Here is a 23,366-nt window from a genome sequence, read left to right on the forward strand (position 1 = left end):
CTACTGCCTTTCGTTGGTGGGTGGGTGTGTCGGGGTGGGTGCTCGGCCGCGTACGGGTTGGTCCCGTGGACTGTTCCCCCGGCCCCCCGGCGAAATGAGATCTTGGGGGCGGTGAGCGGCCGGAGGTCAGGCGCGGGAGGGAGTACCGCAGCCGGTAGAGCGACGAAGGAGCGGGCCGGCGAGGACACGGACCGGAGCGCTTGACCGCAGGCCGCGCGCCCCCAAAATCGAAAAGCCGGGAGGTCGGGGAGAAGCGCCGGGCGGGCCGCAGCGAAGCGAAGGCCCGCCCGGCAGGCAGCGCCCGGCGAAGCCGGGCACCACCCGGCGCAACGCGCCGGCCCTTACTCCACCGCGGAGCGGTGGAGTACTCCTTCGTACGACCGGCCGTCAGGCCGGGGCCGGCGAGCGGTACTCGGCGGGCAGGGTGTCGACCCAGGCCGCGAGGGCCTCGAAGTCGTCCAGGCCCAGCCCCTTGGCCGGGTCGACGCAGTAGAGGAGCGCGGGGCCGGGGTGGTGCCGGGCGACATAGTCGCGGTCGGCTTGCAGGATCTGATCGTCCACCCAGGCGAACGGCTGGCCGGCGGAATGCCGTACGAGCTCCGACGTCTTGAAATAGGTGCCCTCCGGGCCGATGCCGTCGAGGTTGGTCCAGGTAACCACGGGCAGGGAGGGCAGGCCGATCCGCGGGGCGATGTACTCGTTCGCTTCTTCCTCCCAGGTTGTTCCCCAGACCAGTTCGTACGGCAGGTCGGCGAGTTCGGCGCCGTGCTCGGGGTTCAGTCGCAGGGTCAGCTCCGGGACCTGGTCCGGGCGCAGGTGCGGGTGTCGGCGTACCCAGCTCGGCGGCCGGACCTGGTGGACCATGAGCTTGTGCGGCTCGTCGGGCCAGTCGTTGAGGATGTTCAGCGGGCCGTCGACGTCCAGGTAGAGCAGGGGCAGGGGCACGGGTGACTCCGTCGTGGTTCGGGGATTCGGGAAGGCAGGGAGTGCGCGCCGGTCAGGCGGCGGGCGCGGCGAGCAGCGCGCGGAGCGTCTTGACGCGTTCGGCGGCCGCGGTTCGGGCCTCCTTGGCCCGGCGTACCGCGGTCTCGGCCTTGACCAGCTGGCCGTGGTGGATGACCAGCCAGGTCGGCACGGCGACCCGGGCGGCCGTGCGGGCGAGCTCGTCCAGGTCGGGGCGGCCCAGGTAGTGGCCGGCCACGGCGCGCAGTACGGCGGCGGTCCGGCGCTTGGTGGCCGGCGGGATGCTCAGCTGCTGGCCCCACTCGTCCTCGCGCTGGAACAGCGGGAGCCGGCTGGGGTCGGCGAGGGTGCCCGGGTAGATGTTGCAGTTCCCGGTCAGGTCTACGCCGAACACGGTCAGCGGCTCGGTGCGGCGCCGGCGGCCGAGCGGGCGCGGCTGCGCGCCGCAGACCAGCACGAGGTCGGGGCGGGCGGGGCCGGGACGCTCGCTGGGGTCGTGGTCGTACGCGGGCGGGACCGCGCTGACCGCTCCGCTGACCCTGGTACCGGTGAGCCGGTAGACGACGCAGCCGGTCGCTGGCTCGGTGGTGGCGGTGAAGTGCAGCAGGCCGTGCTCGCCGAGGTCGACGTGGCCGTGGTCCTGGCGGGCGACGGTGGGCGCGGTCGCGGTGGTGGTCATGCCGCGCACACGGCGGCGCCGCTGTCGGCCAGCAGGGTGTGCAGCTGGAGCACGCGCTCGGCCGTCGAGTCCCGCTCGTCGACGATCCTGGCCAGACTCCCCTCCAGCCGGGCCAGCGCCTCGCCGTGGTGGGTGAGCCAGTGGGGAGCTGCGGCCAGGCGGGCGGCGTGCTCGAGCGCGGCGAGATCCGGCTGGGCGCGGTGGTGCTGGACCACGGCGCGCACGACGGCCTGGGCGTGCTGGTCGGTGGCCGGCGGCAGCGGAACGGGATTGCCGACCTCGTTCAGCCGCCAGACGGGGATCACGCCGCTCTCGTCCAGGTCCGCGTAGGAGAGGTGGGTGACGTCGGTGAGTCGGATGCCGTTGACGGTCAGCGGGCTGTCCTCGGGTCCGAGCCTGCGGGAGTCGCCGGCACCGTAGGCGATCAGCAGGTCGGGTTCCGTGCGCCAGGGGCAGCGGCTGGCCGGTTCGGTCGGGTCTCGGCGGGTGGTACCCGGTAGCAGCGTCACGCAGCCGCGCACGTGGGGCCCGGTGAGGGTGTAGGTGCGGACGCCGGTGGTGGTGTTGGTTGTGGCGGTGAAGCGCAGCAGGCCGTAGCGGCCGAGGTGTCGCTGCTCCCAGTGTTCGCGGTCGGTGGTGTTCTGGTCCATCGGGGTCTCTTCGGTGTCGGGGGCGGGTCCGCGCGGCTGCGGCCGGGGAGGGGCGGGCGGTGCGGGGTGCTGCCGGGCGGCTCGATGCCGCCCGGCAACTGCTGCGCCGCGGTGGGCTCCTGGTCAGCGGGGGAAATCCTTGGGGAGCTGCCAGGGGCTCAGTTCCCACTCGCGCTTGTCGTACTGGACGTGGATGCCCTCGGGCTCGGCCGTGGCGATCCCGCCCGCGGTGGCGTTGTAGGTGATGGTGATCCGCAGGGCGGAGCTGGTCTCGTCGGCCAACCGACCGCTGAGCAGCGCGGCGATCTGGTCTTCGGTGGCGCGGTCGAGCGGCACTGCTCGGCCGGCCGAGCAGTCCTCGCAAGGGCAGTCGGGGACGTGGACGGCGGTCAGGGGCGGCACGGGCGGTTCTCCTTCTCGGTGGGCGGGTGGCTGGCCGCGCCCCGGCCGGCGCGGCGGCCGGGGTCGGCGGGCCGCGGCGCCGTGCTGGTCTGGTGGTCGGCCGGGGCCCGGGGGCTGCGGCCGCCGGCGGGCGTCGGCCGGTACGGCGCGGGTGCGTGCGCGGTTCGGCGGCTCGATGCCGCCGAACCGCGGCTGCCGCGCGCGGCCGCGCGATGGGTCCGGCCCGCCCGCCGGGGTGGGAGGGGTGGGCGGACCGGGGCCGCCCCCGGTGAGGAGTGGGGCGGCGGCTCGGGGTCCGGCCGGGCCTGTTCGGCCCGGCCGGAGGAGTGGTCAGATCGCCAGGCTCAGCGCGGCCAGGGCCTGGCCTTCGAGCTCGTGCGCCTCGTCGGCGTTGTCGAGGGTCTGGGCGGTGGCGGTGATGGCCTGCATGATGCCGCCCGCCGTGGTCTGGCCGCCCTTGATGAAGTGGCTGAGCACGGACTCGCGGACACCGTCGGCGAACTTGAGCTTCTTCGCGACGATCTCGACCGTCTGGACGGGGTCGGTGACCTCGCGCCCGGCGGCGCGCTCGATCTCGGCGAGCTTCTTCTCGACGTAGGCGCGGTCAAGGAAGGTGGACACCGCGTCGCGGGTCTGGGCGGTGATCAGGCTGAGGTTCTTCGCCTCGGTGTCGCCGCTCCAGCGGATGACGCCCTCGTCCAACTTGGCGCCGAGGTGGACGGCGCGAAGCGCGTCCTTGGTGATGGTCAGGCCGTTGCGGCAGACGCGGACCACGATGCGGGGGGTGATGGTGAACGCGCCCGCGCCGACCTCGCTGTTGGCGATCACGAATCCGGCGGACACGATCGGCAGCTCGTCGCCGGTCTGGCCGTTGAAGGGGGAGCGGTAGCCCTTGAGCAGTTCGCGGGCGTGAACGGCGACGTGCTCGGACTCGACGCGGACGATCATGCGGCGCTCGGTGAGGTCGCACCCGGTGATGTTGACGCCGTGGCCGGAGGCGCGCACCCCGTCGAGCGCGGCGATCAGCACGTCGAAGTTGTCGATCATCTTGTAGCTGTCGGACAGGACGGCGCGCAGCACGCCCTCGCCGCCCGCCTCGCCGGTGAAGCCACGCAGCAGGAACTTGCGGGCCGGGTCCTGGCCGAGCCAGCCGTTGACGTTGGTGTCGTACAGGGCGGGCATCTCGGCGCGCATCCGGCGCAGGTAGGCCAGCGGGATGCCGAGCTTGGCGGCGATGCCCTCGTCGGCGACGGCGGTGGGGCGGTAGGTGCCGTCCGCCTTGGTCACACCGTTCTCGCTGAGGATGGAGACGCCGTGTACGTTGATGTTGCCGTGGTGGGCGGAGAAGGCGGAGGCCGGGGCCACCATGTCGATCTTGCTGGCCTGCTGGCGCTGGAGGATCTGGACCAGGTCTTCGAGTCCGGCGTTGCGCGCGTCGGCGGCGGTGCCGGTCGGCAGGGCGACGGCGCGGCGGCTGTACTCGGTGGCGGTCTCGATCATGGTGCGCTCCTTGGGAGTCTTGGTCGTGGTGGCCGGTCCCGGGGCTTGCCCTCCCCGTTCCGACATGTACTAATCTACCCGATCGGGGCGAGGAAGACAACTCTCCACAGCTCCCTTTTCATGATCTTTCCCGGGTGGCGGCCGCCCCGGGGCCTCCGCAGGACTCTCCCGCCGCTGGGCGGTGTCCCTCCGGTTGTTCGGCGGCGCGGTGGTGCCGTGCCGGGCGGGACTGCCGGGCTCGCGCAAGCGACCGCGTAGCGGCTTGGCCTGGCGGTCCTGCCCGGGGTGGCAGGGTTCGGACGTCGGACGGCCGGAGGGACACCGCCCAGCACCCGCACCCCCAACCACCTGCCGTGCCGCACCCGACCGCCGGGGCTGCCCCTCTGGGAGCGAGGCCGGGGTCCGGGGCAGAGCCCCGGTGCGCTGTTCGTGTATGGGTACGGGCGCCGGTCAGCCGGATGCTGCGGTGCAGGGGTTCGCGGTGGCGGTGCCGTAGACGTTGCCGTGGTTGTCGATGGCGGCCCGGCCGCAGGCGGTGCAGGTCCAGCGGTTCGCTGCCGACGGGCCGGGCGGGTCCCACTCCAGCTGGTGGGTGCGCAGGACCGGCAGGTCGGGCGGGGCCGGCTGCTGGAGCGCCCCGGCCACCAGGGCGCGGCAGCGGAAGCCTGCGGCCCGGGCGGCCAGGCGTTCGGCCCAGGCGCGCAGCTCGGCAGCGTCGCGACGTAGATCGGCCGCCCGACCGGGCAGGCCTTGGGTATCGCAGATCTCGGCGCGCTGCAGCTGCTGGTCGTGCTTCTCTCCGTCCTGCAGCACGTCGTAGACAGCCGCCTGGAGGGGGCAGACGCGGCCGCCGAAGCCGGCGGCCAACTCGTAGCCGGGCCCGAGGACGCGGGCGACGTCCCGGCAGCCGGGGGCGCACGCGGGGATGGTGGCGGCCAGGTCGTGGAAGGCCAGGGTGGGCGCGGCGACGATCGTCTCCGTTTCGCTCCCCGGGCCGGCGGGCATCCGGTACGACACCGGTGCCGTGGGGGTGTTCTTCTCGGTCACTGCTTCTCCGGGAGTTCGTCGCTGCTGCTCAGGGGAGGAGGGCCGGCTCCGGCACCTCGAGCGCGGCGGGGGTGATGCGGGCGCGGATCTGCTCGGCGCGCTGCTCGATCTCGTCCGGGGCCGGCATCGGTCCGCCGCGGCCCGCGGCGCTCAGGCGCCGGATGTTCGCGGCCTGCCGCCTGAGCAGCTGCGCCGCGAGGGCGTACAGCTCGTCGGCGGTGTCCGCCGTCGCGGTCAGGTGCCAGGTGCGGCGCTCGCGCTCGCGGACCGCGATCCGCAGCGTGCCGGGGTCGCGTCCGGACTGCTGGACGAGGTAGTGGAACTGGATGTCGGTGCTGGCGCCGAGGAAGGCCCCAGGGTCCTCGGTGTGCACGGTGCCCAGGACGGCGGGCGAGTGTTCGGTGGCCCAGGCGCGGAAGTCGGCGGCGTTCGGCGCCTGGCCGGCGGCCGTGGTGTGGTGCAGGTAGTCGGCCAGGGCCGGGACCATGGTGACCGGGCTGAGCCAGGGGTTGCGGTCGACCATGGAGGGGCCGGCGGCGTGTTCGTGCCATTCGGTGACGGCGCGTGCGCCCATGCTGGTGCTCCTCGGGTTGGTGCTCGTGGTGGTGCCGCGGGTTTGCCCTCCCGCGGCCGGGTGCCGGCGGTGTCAGCGCCGGATCGGTGAGGTCTCGACCCAGTCGAAGACACGGTGGGCCGGGTCGAAGGCGACGGTGCCCTCGTCGCCGAGGTCTCCGGAGTAGATGAGGTCCGCAGTGAGGGTGTGGCCCGTGCACCACCCGGCGAAGGCGTCCAGCGCGCAGAGAGTGCCGGAGAGCTTCGCATCCCTGTCGACCATGAGGGCCCGGATGTGGGTCGGCAGGCCCCGGGGCCCGGGGCCTGCGCCGTCGGCGGGGATAAGCAGCAGCTCTTGCTGGTCGACGAGTTCGGCGAGGCGTTCAGGCGAAGCGCCGGGTGGTGCGATGGCGAGTCCTGCGGGACCGTCGATCAGCTCCCAGAGCGAGGCGGTGGGGACTGGGGGGCCCACGACGACGGTGCCGCGCACCCAGGTGTCCATGCCCATGGTGGGGACCTTCCGTTCGCAGATCGGGTTTTCAGGACGTGGTCGCGGCCGGGAAGCGCTCGGCGGGTCGGTCGACGGATCCGGCGGGCAGCGGGAGGTACTCGTGGGCACCGCTGACGACCCGCTCCTCGGGGCCGACCGGGTAGGCGTAGACGGTCTCGGCGGGGTCGGTGCCGCGCAGCACCCTGCACCAGGCCCAGCTCCAGGTGACGTCGAGGATGTCGCCCGGGCACACCTCGACCGTGGCGACCTCGCCGACGCAGTAGGTCTCCCTGGAACCGGGGTTGAACTTGTCCTGGATGAGCATGCCGGGCTTGAGGTCTCGGGCCCGGACGGCGGGCAGGCCAGTGGCCTCGCAAGCCGCGCAGATGCCGTGCTCGTCGGGGTGGTGGTGGGTGGCCATGTCGTTGCTCCTGGTGTGCTGGTTCGCGGTGGCCGGTCCCGAGGCTTGCCCTCCCCGTTTCCGACGTACACTAATCTACGACATTGGGGGAGGGGTGTCAAGCGGGCCTCGGGCGTGGACGAGTGCTTCAAGGCCAGCGATGCGCTCGTCGTACTCGACGAGCTGGCGCTGTCGGCGGGCGATCTCGCCCTCGGTGGCAGCGCGCGAGCTGAGCAGAGTCCGGATCTGCAGCGGGGCCTGGGCCGCGCGGCGGGCTAGGTCGAGGGCGGCGAGGTCGCCGCGGGTCAGGTGGTGGCGTACCAGCGCGGCGACGATGGCGGCCGTGCGGTGGTAGGCGCATTCGGTCACCCGGTTGCGCTCGAAGGGCCTGGCGCTGGGCAGGGGGTAGGCCCGTTTGGGCCAGGCGGTGAGGGCCTCCGTCCAGTCCGCGCCCGCCCAGTGGGCGGGTTCGGCCAGCAGCTGGCGCAGGACGGGCAGGTCGATGCCGGTGGCGCCGGCCAGCTCCATGCCGTTGACGACCGGGCGGTCGTCCCACTGGGAGGCGGATCCGCCGTGGCGGATGTCGTAGTCCAGCGGCCGGCCGTAGTTGAGGGTGAGGCCGTCCTGGCCGTTGGTGTCGGTGTTCGGGGTGAGGGTGAAAGAGCCGGCCGTCTCGGCGACGGTGTAGACGGCCAGGCCGTGACGCCAGTCGGTCTCCGGGCGCACGGTGAGCCGCGCGCCGGTGGGAGTGAGCAGCTCGACGTCCTGGGCCGCGGTCGCGGTGATCATCGGGAACCTCCGGCCGGGGTGCGGGTGGAGTGCACGGGCAGCGGCCTGCCCAGTCCGCCGGTCGGGCCGGGGTCGGGCTCGGGGTCGTCGTCTCCGCCGTTGCCGCGCCGGCACCAGGGGCACCACGGCTGGAGCAGGTTGTGCTGGATCTGCGCCACGACGAGGCAGGCCGACATCGCGTAGGCCGTGCTCGACACCACGTTCGCGGCCGCGCTGCCGCCCGGCAGCGCGAGGTGCAGCAGCAGGAGCGCCGCGTAGGCCCCCGCGACGGGGCGCAGGTGGTGAATCAGCCGGAGGATGTGGCGGCGCCGTTCGGCGGTGGCGGCGGCGTCCAGCGGGACGGCGGCGATGCACTGCTCGCACAGTTCGCGCCGGTGCCAGAGGTCGGCGGCGATGACGGCGAGGAAGCCGGCGGTGGCGAGGATGTTGAGGACGGTGCCCGGCCGCACCCAGACCAGGAGTGCCAGGACCGGGTAGAGGAAGGGGAGCGCGGCATGGGCGCGGTGGCGCCAGCGCCGGTGCTGGGGGCGGTCGACGGCGTGGTCGGTTCCGGACATCAGGCATCGCCCCCCGTCGTGTGGCCCTGGCCCAGCGAGTGCAGTACCGCGGTGGTGGCGGTGGCCCCGGCGTCCCGCTCGGCACAGGCCCGGGCAACCAGGTCCAATAGCCGCCGGGTCTTCACCTCGGCCTGCTCCGTCAGGTCCTCAGGGATGTCGTCCGGCAGCACTGCGCGGCCGGCGTCCAGGTCGAGGACGGCCCACATGGGCCGGACGTAGCCGCGGGTGCCGGTGGCCAGGTGCATCCGGGCTGCGGCTCCGGCGGGGTGGGGGTAGAGGGCGACGTACTCGTTGCCCCACGAGTAGTGGGCGCAGTCCGGGGAGAGCCGCACCGAGGTGGGGCGCAGCTTGCCGGTGGGCGCGTTCTTCATGGCGTGGGGGCCGGCGGACGGGTTGGGGACCAGGTCGTAGACCTCTTGGTGGAACGGGTAGGGGCCGGGCGCGTAGAGGGCGTTCGAGGCGTCCAGGGCGTAGGCCCAGTCGTCGAGTTCGAGGTGTACGAAGTGCGTGTAGAACTCGGGTGATCCGAGGTAGGGCTTGCTGGCGGGCACGGGGCTGTTCTCCTTCGGGGCCGCCGCGGGCGCCTGTTGGCGTCGTCGCGGCGGCCGGGTACCGGCCGGATCGGACCGGCCGGTGCGGTGGGTGGTCAGGTGGTGGTCTTGGCCAGGGCGAGCAGCGCCTGGAGGGAGCGGACTTCGTGGTGGCCCGGGATGACCTGCGTGTCGGGGTGCTGGTCGTCGAGCCACTGCTCGATCAGGGCCGAGTCGGCGACGCTCGCCAGTCGTCCGGCGGCGTCCGGGTCCCATTCGGTTCGCTCGGCGCGGATGGCGGCGGCCAGCGCGGTGGGTAGGTCGGGGCCCTCGATCTCCAGCGCGGCGATCGTGCCGCCGTCGTCGTCGTCGACCGGCGCGTGGAAGACGGTCCAGCGCTCGGCGGCGCTCACGCGGCGGCACCGGTCGCGACGGCCGCCTCGGCGTCGCCGGTCGCGCCTTCGGCCAGGAACGCGATGGCGGCCTTGAACGAGACCTTCACCTCCTGGGCCCCGACCCAGGGGTAGCGGCGGTGCTGCGTGAACGCGGCGGTGACCTTCCCGCTGATCACAACGATGCTGAGGTGCCGGATGTCGGTGTAGGTGGGGGCGCCCCACCACGCCTCCGGGATCATGTCGGGGGTGGAGTGCTCGGCGGTGCGGGTGGCGAGGTAGCCAGTGCGGGTCTGCACGAGGGTCCAGCCCGACGTCTCGGCGTCCTTGATGGCCTGGATCAGCTGGGCCTGCGTTGCCATGGGTACTCCTCGATCGTGGGTCGTGGTGGTCGATTCGAGGTTTGCCCTCCCCGTTCCGACATGTACTAATCTACTCGACATGGGTAGGGGTGTCAACCTGGCGCGCGCCGAGCCGCCAGCGGCGCAAGGACCGGTGGCCACCATCAGCCGCCCAGGGACCGCCGGCTTTTCTCGGTACCGCCGGCGGTCGCCGCGCGGCTTCGGCGGTCGTCCGCCGGCTCACACCGGGGTTCCGGAGGGGATCACGGCGACGCCGTCCGGGTCGGAGGCCGCGCAGTCCTCCTCGGCGCCGCAGCGGTGGTAGTCCATCGCCAGACGGTTGACCAACTCGCGTACCGCGCGCGGGGTCTCCGGCCGGTTGTCGACGTTGTCCTGGTACCAGGCGTGGCCGGGCATCTCGTCCTCCGGTCCGGGGTCGACGATGTGCCAGGCCGCAGGCCCGGCCGGGTCGTCGGGGTCGGCGAGGCGGCCGTCGACGAATACCGAGACGTTGGTGCCGCCGTGGTCGTGGTCGACCACCACGTCCACCCTCGGGCCGTACGGGATCGCCTTGATCGTGCCGGTGACCAGGTCGACGCTGGTTGCGGTGCGGGCCTGGACGTCGAAGACCTCGAACTCGTCGGCCTCGCGGCGGCTGCCGCCGCGCATCAGGTCGGCCGCTTCCAGTGCCGCCTCGGCTGGGGTGGCCGCGGTGACGTCGATGGTCCAGGTCACGGTGTAGGTGCGTTCCTCGGTGCTCACTTGCTCTTCGTTCTCCTTGCCGGGATTGGTGTTGCGCGCTTCGTCGGCGCGGCCGTGGCCGCGACTATCCAGCTCGGGCTTCTTCGCGATGACCGCCTCGGGCATCGCCGGGGCGCGGCCGGTGGTCATCGCGGGATACCGGCCTTGGCCGCCGGGGCCCGGGTGGCCTACGGGCTCGGGTGGGCCAGCAGGGCCTCGGCCACGCCCCGGCCGTTGACCGCGACGTAGGCCGCGGCGGCGCGGGCGAGGCCCAGGGCCTGGTCGAGCTCGAAGCGGTGTTGGGCCGACCAGGCCGCCCCGTCCTCCGTCAGGTCCCAGCTACCGGCCTGCGAGAGCGTCCGGAGGCCGTGCAGGACGACCCAGCCGCCGTCGCGCCGCTCGACCGAGACGGTGAGGTCCGCCTGCCACGGGTGCCCGGCGGGCAGGCAGGTGACGGCGTACGCGACGGTGTGCACCGTGGCGGACGGGATGACGGCGTTCGGCATGGGGCGCTCCGAGGTGCAGGGTGGTCCATGGTGATGTCGACGAGTTTGCCCTCCCGTCTTTGACGTTAACTAATCTACCACACGTGGGTAGGGTTCGGCGAGTTGTCGGCTGGCCAGGGCGCGCAGGGACCGGTGGACCGTGAGGCCCAGGCGCAGGCCCTTCGCCTCGGTCGGCTCGCCGTGGAAGACCTCCGGGGCCGGCTGGCGGCGGCCGTCGATGTCGATCGCCCAGACCGCGCTCATGTCGAAGGTGGTGCAGTCGTGGGTGACCCGGACGGCGTGGCCGGCGACCTCGAGGTCCAGGCGCCAGCCGTGCGGGCCGGTGAAGTCGGTGAGGCCGTCCGGCGAACGGGTGTCCCACTCGCTGTAGGTGGCAGCGGCGACCGCGTCGCCCCAGTGGGCGACTCCGCCGGTGATGGCGCGGGCACTGGTCTGCGAGCCGGTCTCACCGGGGCTGGGCTCGGCGGTGAAGCCGCGGAAAGTCGTGGTCACGTCGGTCTCCATGGGGTGTGGTCAGTCGAATGCAGTGCCGTGGGTGCGCGTTCCCGAGCCGCCGGCGGCTACCGGCTCCCGCCTCCCGGCTTCCCCCCGCTGCCCGCGGCGGCGCAGCCGGCGCTCCCGGCGGCTGCGCCTGCGCGGCTGCTCGCGGTGCGGGTTGCTGCGCGAGGGGATGCCGGAGGTCGGGGTCCAGTGGGTGGCCGCTGCCGTACCGAGGAGGTCAAGGATCTGGGCGGCGACCTCGGCGGGTAGCCAGCGCAGTTTGATGTCGACCTCGAACGTGCTGTTGGCGATGGACACTGCGGCGTCGGTGCACGTGTCGCCGGTGCCGGGCGGCCTGCCGAAGTCCCGGGGGCCGGCCTTCCAACGGAACGCCTTCGGGTCCGTGGAGTCCGGGTTCGCGGTGGGCAGCGGTGCGCTGAGCCGCCGCCGCAACTGCTCGTACTGGCTGGCCAGCCGTGCCCCCTCGGCGAGTTCGGCCCAGGCGAGGTCGAGTGCCTTGCTGTAGGCGGGCAGGAGCCGACGGTGGATCTCGTCGGCCAGGGCGGCGCCGCCGCGGGCGGCCGCGACGGTGATCACGGGCGTGTCCTGGGAGCTGCCGGCCGGAAGGATGCCGATCGCCTCCAGGCGCAGCGGCCGGCCCTTGCCCTGGCCGATCTTCACGATCCGGCCGTCGGGGTGGTGGAGCCAGGCGTTGCTGCCGCCGCTCTCGCCGACCGTCCAGCCGTCGAGCGCGGCGGCCGCCTCGGTGGCCAGCGGGAGGGTCTTGAGTTCCAACGGGTCTTCCTCGGGGTGCGGTTCGACGGGGCGGGGTGGGCGGCACGTTCGTCCGGCCGGTGCCCCGGCCCGGCGCGGCCGGGTGGGCGCGCCGGACCGGGCTACGGGGTGCTCAGCCAGTGGTCGCGGGCTTCTCGCGCTGGTTCTGGCCCTGGCGCAGGGTCTTCTCGTAGTTCAGGAACCGGGCCTTGGCGATGGTCGTGCGGTCCGAGCTGCGCAGCACGACGCCCTCGGGCTTGCCGCCCGCTCCCTGGTTGAGGGGGACGAGCGTGCTCGGCAGGATGGCCGTCAGCCACTGGTGCATGGCCTCGACGGAGGTGGGCAGTTCCTCGCCCTGGACCACGGCCAGGCGCGGGGTCAGCGGGATGCCCTCGCTGGCGGTGAGGTTCTGCAGGTCCACCTCGTTCCACCAGTCCTGACCGCCCCGGTCGCGCCACGCGGCGATGCGCTGCCGCTCCCAGGACAGTACGTCGGTGTCCACCGAGGAGACGTCGAAGAGGCGGTAGCCGATGCTGTCCTCGCCCTCGCCCGCGTACTGCGTGTGGGCAGCGCCGACCTGGCTGCCGTAGACCTCCAGGTAGAGCGTGGTGATCCGGTTGCCGGTCAGCGCGAACGGGTCCGCCGTGAGGCGGTCGGCCAGTGGCTTCAATGCCTCGACGATCCGCGACGCCGGGTTGAACACCCGGTCGCCCTTGGCGTGGAACAGTTCCTCGCGGGAGCCGATGACGTAGTCCTGGCCGTCCGGCATCAGGATGATCCGCCCGTTCGCGCCGTCGACCTTCTCGGTGGCGATCACCTCGCCGTGGAACGGCGTGGCCTCCTCCAGCAGCGCGCCCCGGTACCCCAGGGCGTGGTAGGTGAGGATGCTCGGGTACTTGGTGGCCGTGTGCAGGGCGGCAAGGTTCAGCGCGGTCATGTGTTGTTCCTTGGACAGGGGTTGGGCAGGAGGACGGTCGGGTCCGCCCTGCTGCTTGGTGGGTTCTGCTTCGCCGGGCGGGGCCGGTCGATGGTCAGGAGGCGAGCGCGGGGGCGGGGGCGTCGGTGTCGCACTGCTCGCACAGGCCGGTCTGCTCGGCCTGGTCCTCGGTCAGGGCGTGCTGGCACCCGTGGCAGAGGCCTGCGGGCCAGGTGAACCCGGCCCTGGCGAACTGGTCCTGGACCTCGTCGTAGAAGTCGGCGCCAGAGAGGTTCTGGTCGGCCAGCCGGTACAGGACGGCGTGCGTCGTCCGGACGGGGTTCGGCACCCGGGAGCGGGCGGCCACGGCGTCGGTGGCGGCGATCAGCAGACGGGCAACGGTGTCGGTGGCCGTGTCGCGCACGGCGGCGAGGCGGTGGCGGATCGGGTGGGCGGCCGTCCGGTCGCGTCGCCCGCTCACACCAGCTCCAGCACGCGGGAGTGCTCGGCGTCGATCCGCACGGTGGCGGCGTCGAAGTCGGCGCCGCAGGGCGGGCAGAGGTAGGCCCGGATGGTGGTCCCGGCGAGCGTCTGGCGGGTGTGGAGGCGAAGGTCCGAGCGGGTGCGGCAGTCGTCGCAGGCGGCCATGGCGTACTCCTCGTGGTGGTGGTCCGTGGTGTCCGGCCCGAGGTTTGCCCTCCCCGTTCCGACATGTACTAATCTACCCAACGTGGGTAGGGGTGTCAATCCGGGTCGGCCGCTTCGCCGGCCCCGGCCGGCGGGCGGGGCCGGCTGGAGCAGCTGGCGAGAAAGCCGGGGCCGAAGCGTCGCTCAAGGGCGTCCAGGGCCTGCCGCCGTTCGCCGTCGAGGTAGGCCCGCTGCCCGGGGGTGAGGGTGGACTCGCTGGCCCGCTCGTAGTCGGAGGGGGTCGCCCAGAGCGGGACGACCACCCGGGCGATCTCCCGGGCTGCGTCGATCCAGTCGTCGTCCGCGTCCTGCGGGAGGGTGAACAGCGGCGCGCGGGTGCACGCCGGATACGGGTCGCAGAGCAGCGGCCCCGGCGTGCGGGCAAGTTCGGCGGCCCGCGGGCGGAGGTGCTCGGCCGGGCAGCTGCCGTCGAGGAGTTCGGCCGGAACCTCGTCCCCGTACTCGCGCATACGCTCAGCCTGTTCGGCGGAGAGCTTGAACTGGCCGTGAACGTGCAGGCAGTTGCGGTCCTGGGAGTCGAAGCGCTGGACAAGGCTCCCGTGCCTCCACTCGTACCCGGCGCCGAGTACCACCAGGGCCTGGTGGAGTGCCTGGGTGCGGTCAGGGTGCGAGCACGGGAAGGTTTGGATGAGCTCGGTCAATGTTTGGTCGACGCTTGCCATAAGGAGTCCTCGAAGGCGGGGTTGGCGGATCGCCGTGAACTGGCCGGTCAGGCCGAAGGATGGGGGCTGTGCGGGCCGGCTGGTCTGCGTTGGGTGGCCGGGCGGAGAAGCGCGAACCGCTCCGGGCCGCGCGGTGCCGGCAGATCCCGGCACCGCGGGCGGGGCGCTGCCCCGGGCGCGATCAGCGCGCCCGGGGCAGCAGCGTTACTCCTGGGGGACGCAGCAGCTCAGCGGAATCCCTTCAAGGTCGAACGTCTCGGCGTCCGCGGGGATGTAGTAGCGCTTGGCCGCCTTGCGGAGCTTGGCGGTGGACGCTGCGTCCAGCAGGAGCGTGGTGTACGGGCCCTTCCGGGAGGGGTTGATCGGGCCGACCGTGCCCTGGAGGCCGTTGAGGTACTGCGGGCTCATGCCCTGGATGCGGACGGTGTTCCCGGCGGTGATCATGGCGGCGCGGGCGGTGTTGAGGAACCGGGTGCGCTGGTGGGAGAGCTCGAAGAACCGGTCGAGTTCGGGGTCGGTCGCCTGGCCGGACAGGTAGGCGGCGACGTCGGCGACGGTGACGGTGTCGGTCACTGGTGGTCGTCTTTCTCTTCGAAGGCGGGTGGCTGGAGGCGGTACGGGCGGTGCTGGCGCCTTCGGCGCGTCAGGACGACTTCTTCGCGGCGGGGGTGGACTCCTTGCAGCAGCCGAGCGGGACTCGCACGTCGTAGTGCTTGGCCGTGGGGGGGAGGTACTTGTAGAGCTTGAGCGTCTCGAAGGACTCCGCGTCCAGCCGGACGACGGCGCGGGGCTCGCCGGTGCGGGGGCGCTGGATCTCCTCGACCGAACCGGTAAGGCCGTTCAAGTACTTCGTGCTGAGCTTCTCGAGCTCGACGGTCATGCCCTTGGTGATGGCGGCCGCCCGCTCGGCGCGCAGCGACTTGCGGCGGATTTCGGCGGCGGTCTCCAGGGCCGCGAGGTCTTCGCGGGTGGCGCGGGTGGTCAGGTAGTCCACGGCGTCGGGAAAGGTGATGGTCATGGTGTGGCAGCTTTCGTGGTGAGGGCAGGCTCCGGGGGCGGCCGTGCGTGGCCGCCCCCGGGCCCGGCGGAGGGTCAGCTCAGGTCGATGACGAACACGTCGACGGTGCGCACGCAGCCGCCGCGCTCGCTCTCGCGGCCGCCGGTCGGCCCGCCCGGCGTCGTGTCGGCCGTGGCCTTCGGGGCGGACTGCTGCGGGGCGTCCGGCCCGAAGGCGGCCACCAGCAGGGACATGAAGAGGTCGAAGGAGGCGTGCCCGCCCGCCTCGGGCTCGGGCTGCTGCGGGACGGCGTCGCCGATGAACATGGGCTGCCCGCAGGCGCAGGTGGTGATCTTCACGGTGCTTCCTTGGTACTCAGGGATTCGTGGTGGCCGGTCTCCGGGGCTTGCCCTCCCCGTTTCGACATGTACTAATCTACCCGATCGGGGGGAGGGTGTCAACCCGCCCCCCGGACAGGGTCACTCGGTGCGGGCCGCCTGCTCGCGCTCGGCCCCGGTGAACGTGAAGTCGCCGGTGCGCGACCCGCGCGCTACCGCCCGGCCGACGCTGGTCATGCTGGCCTCGGTGGTGCTGGTGTCGTACGGCAGGACGGTGCCGGGGTTGATCCCGAGGCCTCGCGCGACTGCGAACGCATCCTGATTTGCCGCCATGTAGATGAACGCGGCGCCGCGCTGCTCCTGCTCGCCGATCAGGTAGCGGACCACTTCGTTGGAGAACTTCCGGGAGGCGTTCTCCTTCCCGTCGGTGACGATGACGTAGACAGTCTCGGTCGGCTGCTCGGCCGCCGGGCCCGTCGCGGCTCGGCGGTCGATGCGCTGGATGGTCGAGCCGATGGCGTCGAGCAGCGCGGTCTGGCCCATCGGGTGCAGCAGCACCCGCGGCACCTCGGCGAGCGGGCGCAGCTCGAAGACCGTCTCGACGTCGCTGTTGAACAGCACCAGGGTGACGAGGGTGGTGCCGGGCACCTCCTTCTGCTCGGCAAGGAAGGTGGCGAGGCCGCCCTCCATGTCGGTGCGAATGCCCTCCATTGAGCCGGACTGGTCGGCGATGAGGACGAGGTGACGGGTCTGGTCTGCCATAAGAGCTCCTTGCTGTTGGTGGTGTTGCGGGTGGTTGAGGGAGGCCGAAGCGGGGGCCGGCTACTCGTATTCGCCGTAGACGCCGAACGACTGGCAGCCCGGGCGCAGGCACTGCCAGCCGGAGGCCTCGGCGTCCTGCCACTGGTCGAGGTGTTCGCGGGTGCCGCACTCCGGGCAGGGCTCGCGCCCCCGGCCGGCCGGGGGCGCGACTGCTCCCGGCCGGCGGTCGTCGGGGCTCAGTCCTTCGCGGATGGGACCTGCTCCTCTCCTCGGCCCTTCGGCCCGCCGTCCTCGGTGGGGCACTGGTGCCTGGTGATGGCGGCGCGGGCCGCCAGAACGCCGACCAGGCCGGTGGCCGCGATCCGGGCACCGCAGACGCAGTTCAGCTCCATGGACGGCGGCGGGGTGTTCTCCCGTCGGCGGCTGGGCCAGAACCTCGGCATGCGGGACTCGGCGGTGCGGGCGGGGGAGGTGACGGATTCGGGGGCGGAGTTCATGGCTCTCCTTCATGGGTTCGCGGTGGCCGGCCCCGGGGTTTGCCCTCCCCGTTCCGACATTAACTATTCTACCCATTCGGGGTGGGGGTGTCAACGGCGCAACCGCCGTCCCACGCCCCCACCCCTGCGGTGGTGCGGCGTCAGCTCAGGAGGTCGGCTGCGCCGGTGGCGACCCGGGCGCCTTCACGCAGCAGCTGGTGCGGCCCCGCCGACAGCTCGGAGGTGACCGGGCCGGGCACCGCCCACACGGGGCGGCCGAACTCGCGGGCCCGGCGGGCGGCGTCCATGGTGGCGCCGGTCAGGGGCGCCTCGACCACTACGGTGGCCGGCGCGAGGGCGGCCAGCAACTGGGTGCGGCGGCGGGTGCGCGCCCGGCTGACCAGGGTCCCGGGGCCGTACTCGGAGACGAGGTGGCCGCCCTTGTCGGCGACGGCGCTCTGGAGCGGCCCGCGGTCGTGGGGGAAGACGTTGTCGAGACCAGTGGCCAGGACCGCCAGCGCCGCGCCGTAGTTGGTCGCGCCCAGCAGCGCGGCCAGCCCGATGCCGTACATCATGGCGCCGGCGACCGTGCGGCCGGACTCGCCGAGGTCTGCTGCGAAGGTCTGGGCCACGTGCCTGCCGTACCCGGTGGTGCTGGAGCCGCCGGTGATCGCAACGGCCGTCTCGACGGCGCCCAGCAGCGGGGAGGTGCCCAGCACCCACAGGCCCAGGGGCCGGTCGTCGCCGAGGGCGGACAGGAGCGTCTCGGGGTACTCGTCGTCACCGGGGACGATGAACCGCGCTCCGCCCGGCCCGCCGGTGGCGGCCTCGGGCTCCACCACGTTCGGCTCGCCGATATCGGTCACCAGGTCGGGGCCCAGCGCGCCGGCCTGGAGGTCGGCGAGGGCCTGGACCGCGCCGACCTGGTTGGCGAGGGCCCGCAGTCGGGGCGACTCGTAGCCGGAGAGAAGGGATCGGGCGGTGCGGTCGCTGGGGGTGCTGTTCACGGCGCTCCTGGGCGGTGGGGTTCGTGGTCGTCATCCGGGAGGGCCCCTCCCGGATGACGACGTTGACTAATCTGCGCAATCCCGGCGAGCCGGCGGGGCCGCCGGGGAGAGCGGGTGACTCAGTGGGAGGCGATCCCGAAGAACATCCAGCCGCGGTGCTCCGGCGGGCCGCCCTGCAGGGGGACGGTGAGATCGCCGGAGCGGATCCGGCCGGTGCGGGGGTAGCGCTCGTACACGCCGGTGATGCAGTACCCGACCGTCTCGCCCGGGAGCAGCCGACCCTCGTCGGCAAGAACGGCCAGCGCGGCCTCCTCCGTCGTCCGGTACCCCTGCCCGGTAGACGGCACGGTCACCGTGACAGTCCGTCGGTCGGTCAGAATGGGGATGGCACCGGCGGGCCCCTCTCGATCCTGGACCGGGTGGCCGTCCTCGGACATGATGCGGGCGGCCAGGACTTCGGCGTCGCCCGTGGACACGGGGGTGCTGGTGACGATCCAGTAGTCGTCCTTCTCGGCGATGGTGCCGGTGCCGTGGCGGTGGCCGTACTCGTGGCGGGCGTCCTCGACGGCGTGCCGGAAGGCCTTCGCGACGTCGGTGCCGTCCTGGTAGGCGGTGAAGTCCACGGCTCCCATGCTGGTCTCCTGCTCCTCGTGGTGTGGTTCGTGGTGGCCGACCCCGGGGCTTGCCCTCCCCTTCTCGACATGTACTAATCTACCTTCCGTGGGGAGGGGTGTCAACTCGGATCGGGGCCACAGCCGGCCTTCGGGTGTCAGCGGGGCGGCCCGGGCGTCGGTGAGGACCTGGTCCGCGCCCAGCCTGCCAAGCAAGGGCTGGTCACAGTGCCTCCGCGAAGGCGTGCCACCGGCCGACCTTGTGCCACTCGGCCTGTTCCCTGCTCTCGTCGAGCGAATCAGCCCACCGCACCCACCCGCAGGTGCACCTCGCCTCGGAATCGGTCCACTTCACCTGGTGGGCGAGCAGCACCGCCTCGACCAGGGCCGCAGTGCGGGGCTGCACCGGGGTGCCCGCGACTCGCTCTCCGGTGACGTAGCCGAACTGCCGCAGCTGCTCCGAGAGAGCTGGCGAGATGTCGCCGACCGCGGGGGTCCGGATGATCCACTGGTCCCGGACGTTCTGCCAGGTGCCCCCCGCAGGGCCGAGCAGGGCCACGGCGGCGGACTGTTCCGGGTCGAGCGGCAGCACCGGGGAGTCCGGCACCAACCGGACCAGCGAGGCGGTGTTGCCGAACGCGGCGGGGTGCTCGTACTCGAACCGGCCGCCGGGCCAGAGGGTCAGGTCCCGTCGAGCCCCTCCCGCCCGGGAGAAGATCAGGCGGGCGTGGTCGTCGGTGACCCGATCCTCCCCGTACGGCTTCCCGTTGCGGATGACGGTCTGCGTCCACTCGTTCACGGTCACTTCCACTTCGGCTCGATGCTGGCAGCTGCGGCGCACGCCGCTGCGCGATAGTTCGTGGTGGCCGACTCCGAGGCTTGCCCTCCCCGCTTCGACATGCATTAATCTACCAATCTTGGGGAGGGGTGTCAACTCGTCACCGGCCGCGCCGTGCTGCGTCCCGCACCGGCCAGCCGCCCCAGAGGTACCGGATGGCCGGCTCCACCAGGTCCGGCTGTCCGGCCTGATAGAGGGATCGGACCAGCGTGGTGATGGCTGCGCGCTGCCGGTCGCCCCCGGTGAGCCCATCGCGGGCTGCCAGGAGGTAGCCCAAGTGGACGGCTCCCAGCACTCCGTCGCCGAGGTCGGCCAGCAGGCGCTCCTCGGTGGTGCCGTGCCGGTGGGCAGCGCCCTGGATCAGTGCGGCGGTCTCGGCCAGCGCGGCGGCCAGGGCGTGCTCGTCAATGGCGTGTTCGGTCAGCAGAGCTGGTACGGCGGGCATCTTCGGGCTCCAGATCATCGGGTTCTTGTGGTCGAGCGCGGGGCGGACTCGGCAACGGCGGCCGGCCACAGCGGACCGGGGGCCGCGGACCGTTCCCCCCGGCCCCCGGCGAAATGAGATGTCCGGTGCCCTGCGCCGGAGTGCCAGAGAGGCAGGGAGTACCGGAGCCGGTAGAGCGAGCGTGCGAGCGGGCCGGCGAGGACACGGACCGAACGACCTGGCGCGCAGGCGCCGAGCACCGAGAATCGAAGAGCCGGGAGGGCGGGGTGAACCTAGAAAAACAGTCCGGCGAAGCCGGTCCATCATGCGAAAATGTACGTTTTTGCATCGCACGGGGGAGAGCCTCGGAGCGGTGTCCGGCCGGCCCGAGGAGGAGAGGCGGTGCGGAGGGCTCCTGCCCCGGGGGCAGCACACCGCCGGCTGACCCGCTCCTGCCCGGGCCGCAGCCGGTGCGGCCAGGTGGCGGCTTCGACCTCGGCCGCGCCGGCTCAGGCTGACTGGCGCCAGCACATCGTCCAGGTGGCCGTCGATCGCGGGCACGAGGACGCCGACGAGGGTTCGCCGCGGAAGGTCAGGCGGTCGGTGTACCGGTTCGCCGGCGGGCTCGCAGGGACAGGTAGAGCACTGCGGCGACGGCCAGTTGGAGGCCGCTGATCGGCAGAAGGCCGGGCCGCCAGCCGGGCTGGAGCCAGGTCAGGAGCATGGAGATCACGCTGCTTGCGGCCCACGCCACCCAGGAGGCGTACGGGTCGATGCGGTAGACCACCGCCGCCGCGGCGACCAGCAGCACGATCGCGGCGATGACCGGGGCGTGCGCGCCGGTGCCGACGGCGAGCAGAACGCTCACCTGCGCCCCGGCGAGCAGGACACAGAGGGCGCGGCTGTCCCGCGGGCGGCCGTGGGGTGCAGTGGGCACTGCTGCTCCCTTCTCGGGTTGCTCGGCCACACCGGAGGCGGCGTGGGTGACAGGTCGGCACACCCTAGCCCGCAGCACCGGGCGCCGGCGTTCTCGGCCGACCGCTGGCTACTCGTCGTCGTCCTCGACGGTGGTGAGCAGGTTGGCGAGCTGCATCTGGACCAGCTCGAGGGCGTCTTGCGTCTCGTCGAGGGTGACGGACAGCAGTTCGGAGTGTTCGGTGGTGGTCGCCTGCAGGGCTTGGTACCGCTGAAAGAGCCGCTCCACCTCGGCCTGCTTGGCGCCGGCGCGGCGAGCGGCGTCGAGGTCCTTGGCGAGGGTCTCCAGTTCTTCGCGGGCCTGGGTGCTGAACGCCGCGATCACCATCTCGCGCTGCTCATCCTGGTCCGGGAGGGGCACCCGGGACAGCATGCTGTTGTGACCGAAGCGGCCGACCAACTCGCGCAAGGCCGCCAGCTCGGTGTCGTGGCGGCGGTGGACGAAGTAGACGCCGCCGGTGGGCCTGAGCCTGAGCGCGCCGAGGTGCTCGACGTAAGCGCGGATCATGGAGCGCAGCCGGTCGCCGGTGAAGTAGGTGCAGTTGGTGATGTAACTGCGCTGGATCTCGGCGAGCATCTCCCGGACCGTGGCCTGCTCCGCCTCGGGAAGTCCGGAGATGGCCTTCTCGTCCGGTCTGATGGTCATCGTGCCGGCGCCGGGCTCGCTGACGTCGCGGCGGAAGACCACTGCGGCCAGGCGGGTGTCGTAGCGGAGCTTGACCTTTTGCTCGTCGCGCACTTCGCGAACGACGTGGCGTACGATCCGCCCGCTGTCGCGAGAGACCGGGCGCACCATCAGGAGCGCGGACCGGCCGAGTTCATCGGGTCGACGCCGGCGTCGGCGGCCGTCGCGCCCGGTGGCGGTCGGGTCGTCCAGTGGGTAGGTGACCCTGACGCCGTCGCGGCCGGTGACCCGCTCGTAGGCCGCATCACACTTCAGCGCGGGCGGGAGGAAGTCGGGGTTGAGTCCGAGCTCGGCCACCCAGGCGGTGAGGTCGTCAGGGGTCACGGTGCCGGGGAAGATCGAGTAGATCACGACGTGACCGAGCAGCCGCGCCTGCTCGCCGGCCATGGCGGCGGTGTAGGCGTCGAGTTCGGCATCGCCGGTGGTCAGGTCCCCGGCGGGGGAGGGGGTCTGCGGGTCCTGGGCGGTCATGATCACGCTCCGGGCTGCGGGTTCGGACGGTGGCAGGGCGACGGTGCCGGGTCAGATCGTCCGGAACAGGTCGGCGACGGGCTCGGGGGAGGTGAGGTCGTCGATGGTGCGCAGATTGTCGGAGAGCGCGTCGAGGACGGAGCCGGGCGCGCCGGCTCGCGGGGATCCGATCGCGATAACGAAGCTGCGGAAGTCGAGCTGCGCCTTGGCGGCTTGCCAGGCCCTCAGCCACTCCTCGCCGACCGCGCACTCGCCGTCGGTGATCAGCACGATGTCCCCGCGCTGGGTGCCCTCCTCGTTGTACTGCTCCGCCAGCACGTCGACGGCGGCCGACAAGGGCGACTCGAAATCGGTGCCACCGGCGAAGAAGTGCTCGGCCATCTCGACAACTTGGGCGATGCTCACCGGCTCGGCGGCCGGGAAGTGGAAGGCGCGCAGCTGGCCGGGGGAGGAGAACAGGATCGCCACGAAGTCGCGCCGGGAACGGCGGGCCTGGTCCAGCAGGGCCAGGGCGCACGCCTTGGCCCACGCCTCGCGGGTGGGCGAGCCGACCACGCGGCCGTGCTGGAAGCCCATGGAGTCAGAGCAGTCGATGCAGGCGATGATCGCGCCGTGGCCGATGTTCTCCTCGCCCTGGCTCTCGAAGAGCATCAACTGGGCCTCGGAGTAGCGGGCCGCGAAGATTGCGCGGGCCGCCGGCACCGCCAGGGCGGCCGCCTCCGAGGAGAGGAGGCGGGTGAGGTCGTCTCCGAGCGTCACCCCGGTCAGCTCGCCGGGGACGTTCTCGACGCGGCGGGCCCGCTCGCCCGAGGCCAGGAGGCGGAACCGGCCGATCAGCTGGACGAACTCGCCGAGCCGGTTGCCGCGCAGACGCTCGGCGAGCTGGGCACGTTCCTCGAACGGCATACGCTTCAGCTGCCCGGGCTCCACACCCCAGGCGCGCACCAGGGCGTCCTCCTCGACGACCTGCTCCACCGCGCTGGCCAAGGAGTGTCGCACCGCCGCCCGGACGCCGGGCAGCGCTTCCGCCAGCGCCTGGTCGGCGGCCAGTGCCGCAGCCTGCTCGGCCTGGTCGGCGCTCTCCGCGGCCTCGAGTGCCTGCCGGACGGCGTCCGCAGCGGCGGCGGGCACGGTGCCGTTCGCGTCGGCCGCCTCCTCGGCGAGCGTCATCGCCGCCGCCACCGCCTGCGCCGCCTCGACTGCGGCGCGCTGCGCGTCCTCGGCTCGCTGGGCCTGTTCCTGGGCCTGCCGGTTCTCCTCCAGCAGCTGGCGCAGCTGGTCGGCCTGGGCGAGGACGGACAGCCCGGCCGCGTACAGGTCGCCGGCGGTCTCCCGGCGCAGCTCCGCTAGTTCGGGGCAGGCGGACATAGTGGCGACGATCTGGTGGTTGGCGAGCCGGGAGAGCTCCATCTCCTCCTTCTCCCGCACCGCCGGGGCGACCTTGTAGGCGAGAAGGAAGACGTCCTGGAGCAGCTCGGCCGTGTAGTCGTACCTCTCGTGGAAGTCGTCGGCCAGCTCCTGCAGAGCCGATGACTGGTCGAGGATCTCCTTCCAGTCGACCTCGTCCCACCGGTCGGCGACCACCGCGGTGGTCGCCTTCGGCGCGGCAGCCTCGCCCAGACCGAGCCAGCGGCCGGCGCGGTGCGCGAGGTCCTTGAACTTGGTCAGCGCCTTGCCCATGTCCGCCCTCCTCCGTTCCTGCT

Annotated in this window: 34 protein-coding genes; all 34 read right to left on the minus strand. The window is 72.6% G+C overall.

Going from position 1 to position 23,366, the window contains the following annotated elements:
• Positions 1-387: 387 nt before the first annotated feature.
• The 34 genes from ACPC54_RS18235 to ACPC54_RS18400 all read right to left on the minus strand — a co-directional run bounded on the left by ACPC54_RS18235 (position 388) and on the right by ACPC54_RS18400 (position 23,343).
• On the minus strand, positions 388-945 hold the full coding sequence (locus ACPC54_RS18235; RefSeq protein ID WP_498965861.1) for an HAD domain-containing protein: 558 nt from the start codon (positions 943-945) through the stop codon (positions 388-390).
• Positions 946-997: 52 nt separating this feature from the next.
• Entirely contained in the window at positions 998-1,642 is a 645-nt protein-coding gene (locus tag ACPC54_RS18240) for a hypothetical protein (protein WP_498965862.1), read from the minus strand.
• A complete protein-coding gene (locus tag ACPC54_RS18245) occupies positions 1,639-2,292 on the minus strand; it encodes a hypothetical protein (RefSeq protein ID WP_498965863.1) in 654 nt (217 codons plus the stop codon). The genes ACPC54_RS18240 and ACPC54_RS18245 overlap by 4 nt, the downstream gene beginning before the upstream one ends.
• Before the next feature lie 123 nt (positions 2,293-2,415).
• Positions 2,416-2,694, minus strand: a complete 279-nt coding sequence (locus ACPC54_RS18250; RefSeq protein ID WP_498965864.1) for a hypothetical protein — start codon at positions 2,692-2,694, stop codon at positions 2,416-2,418.
• 330 nt (positions 2,695-3,024) lie between these two features.
• Entirely contained in the window at positions 3,025-4,194 is a 1,170-nt protein-coding gene (locus ACPC54_RS18255; protein ID WP_498965865.1) for a DUF932 domain-containing protein, read from the minus strand.
• 450 nt (positions 4,195-4,644) lie between these two features.
• Positions 4,645-5,241, minus strand: coding sequence for a hypothetical protein (locus ACPC54_RS18260; RefSeq protein ID WP_498965867.1), 597 nt, complete (start codon positions 5,239-5,241; stop codon positions 4,645-4,647).
• A gap of 28 nt (positions 5,242-5,269) precedes the next feature.
• Positions 5,270-5,815: a hypothetical protein gene (locus ACPC54_RS18265; protein WP_498965869.1), complete on the minus strand. Its 546-nt coding sequence runs from the start codon at positions 5,813-5,815 to the stop codon at positions 5,270-5,272.
• 72 nt (positions 5,816-5,887) lie between these two features.
• Entirely contained in the window at positions 5,888-6,301 is a 414-nt protein-coding gene (locus ACPC54_RS18270; RefSeq protein WP_498965870.1) for a hypothetical protein, read from the minus strand.
• A gap of 31 nt (positions 6,302-6,332) precedes the next feature.
• The gene (locus ACPC54_RS18275; RefSeq protein WP_498965872.1) at positions 6,333-6,704 is read right to left on the minus strand and encodes a hypothetical protein; all 372 of its coding nucleotides are present in this window, start codon (positions 6,702-6,704) and stop codon (positions 6,333-6,335) included.
• A gap of 75 nt (positions 6,705-6,779) precedes the next feature.
• Positions 6,780-7,472 (minus strand): hypothetical protein, encoded by a 693-nt coding sequence (locus tag ACPC54_RS18280; RefSeq protein ID WP_498965873.1) that lies wholly within the window; start codon positions 7,470-7,472, stop codon positions 6,780-6,782.
• Positions 7,469-8,029 carry a hypothetical protein gene (locus ACPC54_RS18285; protein ID WP_498965874.1) on the minus strand — a complete coding sequence of 187 codons (561 nt, stop codon included), beginning with the start codon at positions 8,027-8,029 and terminating at the stop codon, positions 7,469-7,471. The genes ACPC54_RS18280 and ACPC54_RS18285 overlap by 4 nt, the downstream gene beginning before the upstream one ends.
• Positions 8,029-8,580: a hypothetical protein gene (locus ACPC54_RS18290; RefSeq protein ID WP_498965876.1), complete on the minus strand. Its 552-nt coding sequence runs from the start codon at positions 8,578-8,580 to the stop codon at positions 8,029-8,031. The genes ACPC54_RS18285 and ACPC54_RS18290 overlap by 1 nt, the downstream gene beginning before the upstream one ends.
• Before the next feature lie 95 nt (positions 8,581-8,675).
• Entirely contained in the window at positions 8,676-8,972 is a 297-nt protein-coding gene (locus ACPC54_RS18295) for a hypothetical protein (RefSeq protein WP_498965877.1), read from the minus strand.
• Positions 8,969-9,313: a hypothetical protein gene (locus tag ACPC54_RS18300; RefSeq protein WP_498965878.1), complete on the minus strand. Its 345-nt coding sequence runs from the start codon at positions 9,311-9,313 to the stop codon at positions 8,969-8,971. Before ACPC54_RS18300 ends, ACPC54_RS18295 begins: the two co-directional genes overlap by 4 nt.
• A gap of 219 nt (positions 9,314-9,532) precedes the next feature.
• Positions 9,533-10,183: a hypothetical protein gene (locus ACPC54_RS18305; protein ID WP_498965879.1), complete on the minus strand. Its 651-nt coding sequence runs from the start codon at positions 10,181-10,183 to the stop codon at positions 9,533-9,535.
• Positions 10,184-10,221: 38 nt separating this feature from the next.
• Positions 10,222-10,539 carry a hypothetical protein gene (locus ACPC54_RS18310; protein WP_498965880.1) on the minus strand — a complete coding sequence of 106 codons (318 nt, stop codon included), beginning with the start codon at positions 10,537-10,539 and terminating at the stop codon, positions 10,222-10,224.
• A gap of 69 nt (positions 10,540-10,608) precedes the next feature.
• A complete protein-coding gene (locus ACPC54_RS18315) occupies positions 10,609-11,031 on the minus strand; it encodes a hypothetical protein (protein WP_498965881.1) in 423 nt (140 codons plus the stop codon).
• Between the two features lie 21 nt (positions 11,032-11,052).
• Positions 11,053-11,814: a hypothetical protein gene (locus ACPC54_RS18320; protein ID WP_498965883.1), complete on the minus strand. Its 762-nt coding sequence runs from the start codon at positions 11,812-11,814 to the stop codon at positions 11,053-11,055.
• 112 nt (positions 11,815-11,926) lie between these two features.
• Positions 11,927-12,730 (minus strand): RNA ligase family protein, encoded by an 804-nt coding sequence (locus ACPC54_RS18325; RefSeq protein WP_498965885.1) that lies wholly within the window; start codon positions 12,728-12,730, stop codon positions 11,927-11,929.
• Positions 12,731-12,824: 94 nt separating this feature from the next.
• Positions 12,825-13,190, minus strand: a complete 366-nt coding sequence (locus tag ACPC54_RS18330; protein WP_498965886.1) for a hypothetical protein — start codon at positions 13,188-13,190, stop codon at positions 12,825-12,827.
• Positions 13,187-13,357 carry a hypothetical protein gene (locus ACPC54_RS18335; RefSeq protein WP_498965888.1) on the minus strand — a complete coding sequence of 57 codons (171 nt, stop codon included), beginning with the start codon at positions 13,355-13,357 and terminating at the stop codon, positions 13,187-13,189. Before ACPC54_RS18335 ends, ACPC54_RS18330 begins: the two co-directional genes overlap by 4 nt.
• A gap of 95 nt (positions 13,358-13,452) precedes the next feature.
• Positions 13,453-14,079 (minus strand): hypothetical protein, encoded by a 627-nt coding sequence (locus tag ACPC54_RS18340; RefSeq protein WP_498965889.1) that lies wholly within the window; start codon positions 14,077-14,079, stop codon positions 13,453-13,455.
• 204 nt (positions 14,080-14,283) lie between these two features.
• The gene (locus tag ACPC54_RS18345; protein ID WP_498965891.1) at positions 14,284-14,652 is read right to left on the minus strand and encodes a hypothetical protein; all 369 of its coding nucleotides are present in this window, start codon (positions 14,650-14,652) and stop codon (positions 14,284-14,286) included.
• Positions 14,653-14,722: 70 nt separating this feature from the next.
• Positions 14,723-15,097, minus strand: a complete 375-nt coding sequence (locus tag ACPC54_RS18350) for a hypothetical protein (RefSeq protein ID WP_498965893.1) — start codon at positions 15,095-15,097, stop codon at positions 14,723-14,725.
• 74 nt (positions 15,098-15,171) lie between these two features.
• Positions 15,172-15,435 carry a hypothetical protein gene (locus ACPC54_RS18355; RefSeq protein WP_498965895.1) on the minus strand — a complete coding sequence of 88 codons (264 nt, stop codon included), beginning with the start codon at positions 15,433-15,435 and terminating at the stop codon, positions 15,172-15,174.
• A 120-nt stretch (positions 15,436-15,555) separates the two neighbouring features.
• Positions 15,556-16,176, minus strand: coding sequence for a vWA domain-containing protein (locus ACPC54_RS18360; protein ID WP_498965897.1), 621 nt, complete (start codon positions 16,174-16,176; stop codon positions 15,556-15,558).
• A 236-nt stretch (positions 16,177-16,412) separates the two neighbouring features.
• The gene (locus ACPC54_RS18365; protein WP_498965898.1) at positions 16,413-16,673 is read right to left on the minus strand and encodes a hypothetical protein; all 261 of its coding nucleotides are present in this window, start codon (positions 16,671-16,673) and stop codon (positions 16,413-16,415) included.
• Positions 16,674-16,813: 140 nt separating this feature from the next.
• Entirely contained in the window at positions 16,814-17,659 is an 846-nt protein-coding gene (locus tag ACPC54_RS18370) for a DNA-processing protein DprA (protein ID WP_498965900.1), read from the minus strand.
• 119 nt (positions 17,660-17,778) lie between these two features.
• Positions 17,779-18,291: a hypothetical protein gene (locus tag ACPC54_RS18375; protein ID WP_498965902.1), complete on the minus strand. Its 513-nt coding sequence runs from the start codon at positions 18,289-18,291 to the stop codon at positions 17,779-17,781.
• Between the two features lie 202 nt (positions 18,292-18,493).
• The gene (locus ACPC54_RS18380) at positions 18,494-19,069 is read right to left on the minus strand and encodes a hypothetical protein (protein WP_498965903.1); all 576 of its coding nucleotides are present in this window, start codon (positions 19,067-19,069) and stop codon (positions 18,494-18,496) included.
• A 139-nt stretch (positions 19,070-19,208) separates the two neighbouring features.
• On the minus strand, positions 19,209-19,571 hold the full coding sequence (locus ACPC54_RS18385; protein ID WP_498965905.1) for a hypothetical protein: 363 nt from the start codon (positions 19,569-19,571) through the stop codon (positions 19,209-19,211).
• A gap of 553 nt (positions 19,572-20,124) precedes the next feature.
• Positions 20,125-20,469: a hypothetical protein gene (locus tag ACPC54_RS18390; protein ID WP_498965906.1), complete on the minus strand. Its 345-nt coding sequence runs from the start codon at positions 20,467-20,469 to the stop codon at positions 20,125-20,127.
• A 108-nt stretch (positions 20,470-20,577) separates the two neighbouring features.
• Positions 20,578-21,663 carry a DUF6744 family protein gene (locus ACPC54_RS18395; RefSeq protein ID WP_498965908.1) on the minus strand — a complete coding sequence of 362 codons (1,086 nt, stop codon included), beginning with the start codon at positions 21,661-21,663 and terminating at the stop codon, positions 20,578-20,580.
• A 51-nt stretch (positions 21,664-21,714) separates the two neighbouring features.
• On the minus strand, positions 21,715-23,343 hold the full coding sequence (locus tag ACPC54_RS18400; RefSeq protein ID WP_498965910.1) for a VWA domain-containing protein: 1,629 nt from the start codon (positions 23,341-23,343) through the stop codon (positions 21,715-21,717).
• Positions 23,344-23,366 lie beyond the last annotated feature (23 nt).

The organism is Kitasatospora sp. NPDC094028, assembly GCF_049543595.1.
In the GTDB taxonomy this organism is placed as follows: Bacteria; Actinomycetota; Actinomycetes; order Streptomycetales; family Streptomycetaceae; genus Kitasatospora.

What these genes read in the sequence shown, in the direction of transcription:
- ACPC54_RS18240 (WP_498965862.1), bottom strand. Translation starts at nt 1,642, where the DNA reads ATGACCACCACCGCGACCGCGCCCACCGTCGCCCGCCAGGACCACGGC.
- ACPC54_RS18245 (WP_498965863.1), bottom strand. Translation starts at nt 2,292, where the DNA reads ATGGACCAGAACACCACCGACCGCGAACACTGGGAGCAGCGACACCTC.
- ACPC54_RS18255 (WP_498965865.1), bottom strand. Translation starts at nt 4,194, where the DNA reads ATGATCGAGACCGCCACCGAGTACAGCCGCCGCGCCGTCGCCCTGCCG.
- ACPC54_RS18265 (WP_498965869.1), bottom strand. Translation starts at nt 5,815, where the DNA reads ATGGGCGCACGCGCCGTCACCGAATGGCACGAACACGCCGCCGGCCCC.
- ACPC54_RS18270 (WP_498965870.1), bottom strand. Translation starts at nt 6,301, where the DNA reads ATGGGCATGGACACCTGGGTGCGCGGCACCGTCGTCGTGGGCCCCCCA.
- ACPC54_RS18275 (WP_498965872.1), bottom strand. Translation starts at nt 6,704, where the DNA reads ATGGCCACCCACCACCACCCCGACGAGCACGGCATCTGCGCGGCTTGC.
- ACPC54_RS18280 (WP_498965873.1), bottom strand. Translation starts at nt 7,472, where the DNA reads ATGATCACCGCGACCGCGGCCCAGGACGTCGAGCTGCTCACTCCCACC.
- ACPC54_RS18285 (WP_498965874.1), bottom strand. Translation starts at nt 8,029, where the DNA reads ATGTCCGGAACCGACCACGCCGTCGACCGCCCCCAGCACCGGCGCTGG.
- ACPC54_RS18300 (WP_498965878.1), bottom strand. Translation starts at nt 9,313, where the DNA reads ATGGCAACGCAGGCCCAGCTGATCCAGGCCATCAAGGACGCCGAGACG.
- ACPC54_RS18305 (WP_498965879.1), bottom strand. Translation starts at nt 10,183, where the DNA reads ATGACCACCGGCCGCGCCCCGGCGATGCCCGAGGCGGTCATCGCGAAG.
- ACPC54_RS18310 (WP_498965880.1), bottom strand. Translation starts at nt 10,539, where the DNA reads ATGCCGAACGCCGTCATCCCGTCCGCCACGGTGCACACCGTCGCGTAC.
- ACPC54_RS18325 (WP_498965885.1), bottom strand. Translation starts at nt 12,730, where the DNA reads ATGACCGCGCTGAACCTTGCCGCCCTGCACACGGCCACCAAGTACCCG.
- ACPC54_RS18335 (WP_498965888.1), bottom strand. Translation starts at nt 13,357, where the DNA reads ATGGCCGCCTGCGACGACTGCCGCACCCGCTCGGACCTTCGCCTCCAC.
- ACPC54_RS18340 (WP_498965889.1), bottom strand. Translation starts at nt 14,079, where the DNA reads ATGGCAAGCGTCGACCAAACATTGACCGAGCTCATCCAAACCTTCCCG.
- ACPC54_RS18350 (WP_498965893.1), bottom strand. Translation starts at nt 15,097, where the DNA reads ATGACCATCACCTTTCCCGACGCCGTGGACTACCTGACCACCCGCGCC.
- ACPC54_RS18360 (WP_498965897.1), bottom strand. Translation starts at nt 16,176, where the DNA reads ATGGCAGACCAGACCCGTCACCTCGTCCTCATCGCCGACCAGTCCGGC.
- ACPC54_RS18365 (WP_498965898.1), bottom strand. Translation starts at nt 16,673, where the DNA reads ATGAACTCCGCCCCCGAATCCGTCACCTCCCCCGCCCGCACCGCCGAG.
- ACPC54_RS18375 (WP_498965902.1), bottom strand. Translation starts at nt 18,291, where the DNA reads ATGGGAGCCGTGGACTTCACCGCCTACCAGGACGGCACCGACGTCGCG.
- ACPC54_RS18385 (WP_498965905.1), bottom strand. Translation starts at nt 19,571, where the DNA reads ATGATCTGGAGCCCGAAGATGCCCGCCGTACCAGCTCTGCTGACCGAA.
- ACPC54_RS18395 (WP_498965908.1), bottom strand. Translation starts at nt 21,663, where the DNA reads ATGACCGCCCAGGACCCGCAGACCCCCTCCCCCGCCGGGGACCTGACC.
- ACPC54_RS18400 (WP_498965910.1), bottom strand. Translation starts at nt 23,343, where the DNA reads ATGGGCAAGGCGCTGACCAAGTTCAAGGACCTCGCGCACCGCGCCGGC.